4 protein-coding genes and 1 pseudogene are annotated in these 4,875 nt (G+C 45.4%); 2 read left to right on the top strand and 3 right to left on the bottom strand.

Annotation, left to right across the window (positions count from 1 at the left end):
• Positions 1-138: 138 nt before the first annotated feature.
• Positions 139-402: pseudogene (locus O9332_RS14105) on the top strand (zinc ribbon domain-containing protein); the annotation flags it as partial.
• A gap of 90 nt (positions 403-492) precedes the next feature.
• Entirely contained in the window at positions 493-2,346 is a 1,854-nt protein-coding gene (locus O9332_RS14100; RefSeq protein WP_002758758.1) for a hypothetical protein, read from the top strand.
• 164 nt (positions 2,347-2,510) lie between these two features.
• On the opposite strand, the gene O9332_RS14095 is transcribed toward O9332_RS14100, so the two are convergent.
• The 3 genes from O9332_RS14095 to O9332_RS14085 all read right to left on the bottom strand — a co-directional run bounded on the left by O9332_RS14095 (position 2,511) and on the right by O9332_RS14085 (position 4,655).
• On the bottom strand, positions 2,511-2,852 hold the full coding sequence (locus O9332_RS14095) for a DUF760 domain-containing protein (RefSeq protein WP_002758759.1): 342 nt from the start codon (positions 2,850-2,852) through the stop codon (positions 2,511-2,513).
• 320 nt (positions 2,853-3,172) lie between these two features.
• On the bottom strand, positions 3,173-4,336 hold the full coding sequence (locus O9332_RS14090) for a GuaB3 family IMP dehydrogenase-related protein (protein WP_002758760.1): 1,164 nt from the start codon (positions 4,334-4,336) through the stop codon (positions 3,173-3,175).
• 82 nt (positions 4,337-4,418) lie between these two features.
• Complete coding sequence (locus O9332_RS14085; protein WP_043996943.1) at positions 4,419-4,655, bottom strand: hypothetical protein; 237 nt, start codon at positions 4,653-4,655, stop codon at positions 4,419-4,421.
• Positions 4,656-4,875: the final 220 nt, after the last annotated feature.

Here is a 4,875-nt window from a genome sequence, read left to right as displayed (position 1 = left end):
AGCAAGTTTCTTTGTTCTATGTTAAGATGTTGGGGGCTTCGTTTTTGGGTCTGATTTGTTTTTGTTAATGATCAGACAGTACCTGATGAGCCTTTCTTTGTCAACTCTTGAGGTTGATGCGTTTCATTTTTGAATTGGCGATATTATCTTAAGGTTGATAAAAACGGAACTTCGCAAGAGTGTCCTAATTGTGGCGCGTTCACTGGTAAAAAGTCGTTATCGGAAAGAGTTCACCGATGCGATTCTTGTGGTCACATCGAACCGAGAGATACGGCATCGGCGAAGGTAATCGAGAACCGAGGAAAAAACGCGGTCGGACTGACCCTGTTAGAAAACGCTTGCGGAGGCGATCTAACGGGGATCGTTCAGTTAAACCTGTTTGATCTAGTCAAGAGCAGATGAACCAAGAATCCCCCGCTACACCGTGCGAGCGGTTAGCGGGGGAGAGTCAAAAAGTAGGTTTATTGAAGAAGTGGAGGGAATCATCATCCTATGGCGATAATGACAAAATCATTTGGACAAAGACTGGCAGAGATTTTCGGGTTTGACCTGCGATCGCTGGCTTTATTTCGCATTGCCTTGGCGTTAGTGGTTTTAGTAGATTTATCGGTTCGTTTTAGCCAAGTAACTGCCCATTACAGCGGATTGGGGGTTTTACCCCTAGGAAGCTTATCGAAAGTCTCTGCTAGTCCTTTTTACTGGTCTATTTTTGCTCTCAGTGACTCGGTGCTGGTGCAGAGTATCCTGTTTATTGTCGCTATAGCGATCGCATTATTGCTTTTAATTGGCTATCATACCCGTTTAGCCACGATCGCCACTTGGGCGCTAATCGTCTCTTTACATCATCGCAACCCCCTGTTACTATTTGCCGCCGATGACGTAATCCGGGCAGTATTATTCTGGGCGATGTTTTTACCCCTCGGTGCCTGTTATTCCGTGGAAAGTGCCTTAAACACCAATCCCAACCCCCTACCCAAGCGCGTAGTTTCGGCTGCCACGGTGGCTTTTATGATACAGGTGTGTTATATCTATATGTGGTCAGTGGTTTTTAAACTCAAAAGTGAGACTTGGTGGCCCGACGGTACAGCCGTTTATTACTCTCTTAGTTACGATCAATACGCTACCGCTTTCGGGAGTTTTTTACTGACTTTACCGCAGCAATTCCTCAAATTCCTGACAATTTCAGCCCTAGGCTTTGAATGGTTCGGTCCGCTATTGATGTTTGTTCCCTTTCGCAATAGTTTATTTAAAATAATCGCCGTAGTTTCCTTTATTTTCTTGCATACGGTTTTTGCGCTGATTCTACATTTAGGGGTTTTCCCTTTCTTGAGTGTTACCTATTGGTTGCCGATCATCCCTAGCTTAGTCTGGGATTGGGGACAAAAACGGATAATAAACCCAGAAAGGGAAGGTTTAAGGATTAATTATGATCGAGATTGTGGATTTTGCAAGAAAGTTGTTCATCTTCTCCGCACGTTTCTCATTTTACCCGGCACTCCCCTGTTAGTCGCGCAGGATAACCCCTCAATATACGAGGATATGGTGGCCCAAAATTCTTGGGTAGTGGAAGATTGGCAGGGAAAACGTCGGTTTAAATGGTCAGCATTGGTTTATATTGTCAGTCTTTCGCCAATTTTCTGGTTTTTAGCGCCAATTTTGCGTTTACCGCCCCTTATGACCCTGGGAACGAGAATTTATGAGTGGATTGCCTCCCATCGTCGTTTTATGGGCAATTTCACCAAACCTCTCAAGTTTCGTCCCCTGACGATTAAATCCTCTTTACCTTTAAATATTTTGGTAATTTTCTTCTTCTTGTTGACGAGTATCTGGAATTTACGCAGTTTTGTCCGGCAATCGGTCGATAGAGGCGATTTAAATACACCTCTAATTAAGTCTCTTGATCGCTTGCTCACCCGTCGTACTTTTAATACAATTGATATTCTGGCAAGAGTTACCCGTTTAGACCAATATTGGACTATTTTTTCCCCTAGTCCCCCTCGCGATGATGCTTGGTTTGTGGCAGTCAGTCAATTAGCCGATGGTTCCACGGTAGATATATTTAGAGAAGGACAGCCGGTAATTTGGGATAAACCCACGGATAGCGATCGCAATCGTTTGTATAAAACCATGCAGTGGCGGGTATATTTTATTAATCTTAATCGAGCTATCGGTCGGTCAGTTTATGGAGAGTTTGGTCAGTATCTCTGTCAAAACTGGAATCAGCAGCACGGTAGTGATCAACAAATTAAATCCCTGCAACTTTATATCATGCGGGAAAGGACTGTCCCCCCCGGAGAAAAACAGGGAATCGAAAAAGAGCTAATCTGGCAGCAAAATTGTCTTTAATCAGTTATCAGTTATCAGTTATCAGTTATCAGTTATCAGTTATTAGTCAGATAAAAGTTATATGGCTAACTAATGCAATAAAAGACAACTAAAAATGGACAACTGATAGCTGATTACCGATTGCTTCTTTTTCCCTTTCCAACTAACCTAACTACCGCTCAACTTTAAAAATCGCTAGAACCGCTCTGGAGAGTAGCGAGGGATCTTTCAAAATTCATTCTCTGTTCAGCATTGCGGAGAAAGTAACCACTCATCATTGCCGAGGCCAATAACCGGCCCAGATGTTCGCGACTGGTACTGATAGTGACACCGAAATGTTCGGAAGGAAGGTTGCCCAAAAGTCCGATAATGTTGCGTTCCATCACTTGGAAAACCTCTTGGGATTCTGGTTTCGAGAGTTGGGCGATTGTTTCGGGACTTAAGGTCTGGACATACTGCCACAAACTCTCGGAAAATTCACTATCGGTACCGAATAAATTGTGAGGGCGATCGTTTTCTCTATACACCTTTGATCTCCTTAACTCAATTTTTTTAAATTATCCTTTTGGTTCTTCCAATTGGGAGCATTTCACCTTTGTAACTCCTAAATCAGGTTTTATGTCAAGCTATTTTGAAAGCCTTGCTAGAAACCAGTTTTAGGGACAAGTATAATTACTCGCTTGCATAAATGAGATGCTCCCTTCCAATTTAACAGTTTTTTGAGATAGTGGCAGTCGGTAGAACCGAACCCGAAGGTGATGGTAATCCCAAGCAGAAAATCCATCTCTGGCAAAAATCAAAAACTGCTCCGAGAAGCAGATAACCGATCACTGTTCACCGATAACTTTTATTTACCCATACCTAACTGCTGGGCCTTTTGATAGACTTTACCCTCCGTCAGCAGCGAGGGGGCAATCACCACTTCCACCTGTTGCATTTCCTTTAAGTTCTTAGCACCTAAAGTCCCCATACTGGTTTTCAGCGCCCCTAGGAGGTTATGAGTACCATCATCTAATTTTGCCGGTCCAACGAGGATTTCGGCAATAGTTCCCGTACTGCCCACACTAATCCTGGTTCCCCGGGGTAGAACCGGACTAGGTGTGGCCATACCCCAGTGAAAACCGCGGCCGGGGGCCTCCACGGACCGGGCAATGGGAGAACCAATCATCACCGCATCGGCGCCACAGGCGATACATTTGCAGATATCACCGCCGGTAATAATGCCGCCATCGGCAATAACGGGGACGTATTTACCGGTTTCTCGGAAAAAATCGTCCCTAGCGGCGGCACAATCGGCCACAGCAGTGGCCTGGGGAACTCCCACTCCTAAAACGCCGCGAGAAGTACAGGCAGCCCCCGGACCGATACCGACTAAAACCCCGGCTGCCCCGGTTTTCATCAGGTTAAGGGCGACTTCGTAGGTGACGCAGTTACCCAAAACCACGGGAATGGGCATTTCTTGACACAGTTGTACTAAATCGAGGGGGGTGATAGCTTCTGGGGATAAATGGGCAGTGGAAACGACGGTTGCTTGGACAAAGAGAATATCGGCCGCTGCTTGGGCAACGATAGCACCGTATTTGACGGCACCGGCAGGGGTGAGGCTAACTGCCGCAATACCGCCTTTTTCTTGAATTTCTTGGATACGAAGCTCGATTAGTTGCGGTTTAATCGGTTCTGCGTAGAGTTCCTGCATTAAACCGACGAATTCTGCTTTGCCGACTGCGGTAATGCGATCGAGAATCGGGTTAGGATCCTCGTAACGAGTTTGAATACCTTCGAGGTTTAGTACCCCTAGCGCCCCCAACTCGGAGAGAAGGACGGCCATTTTAGTATCCACCACCCCATCCATAGCGCTGGCGATAATCGGGATTTCCCGCTCGATATTGCCGAGAGACCAACGGGTATCGGCTAAACTAGGATCGAGGGTTCGCACTCCGGGTACAAGTGCGATTTCATCGATACCGTAAGCTCTACGGGCTGTTTTGCCCCGACCAATAATTGTATCCACGTTTCTATACTATTTCAGACCTATTTAGCCTAGACTAGCAAATTTCGCACCATCTCGAAAAGCTTTTCGGTATTATGGCAGACTAGGCATCAGGAAAATAATCGCCACAGTCGATCGCTTGTTCGGTGTTGGCGCTCCTGGGTTGTACACTACATTTGAGGCGATAATCGTTGGTAAAGTAGCGGCAGTGGGAGCAAGGGATGGAGTGCATCCGTCGGGCAACTTGCCAACTATCGCGCACGGCACTGGCTAAAGACCAGCAAACTAAAGCGATAATGGCAGCGGCGATTGAAAAACGTAAAATAATCCAGATTTCCATGGCGAGCAACTAAAATTACCTGATTTGAATAGGAATCAACTGAGGCAATCGGCAGAGGGTTAGATACTGAACAGTTTACTTACCGAAATTTTGGGTTAAAGCCCCGTCCTTTTAGGACGGCTTTTTAAACTATATCTTGTTAACTTAACTTTTATTGTGCTATACTGATTTTGTCTAAGTCCCCCCTGCGTAAAATGTTTGTCTTAGAGTTTAAAGTTAA

Origin of the sequence: Microcystis sp. LE19-10.1B, from assembly GCF_027530565.1 — a bacterium.
Classification (GTDB): domain Bacteria; phylum Cyanobacteriota; class Cyanobacteriia; order Cyanobacteriales; family Microcystaceae; genus Microcystis; species Microcystis aeruginosa.
The sequence above is the reverse complement of the archived record's forward strand: the minus strand, read 5'-3'. Positions and strand labels throughout refer to the sequence as shown.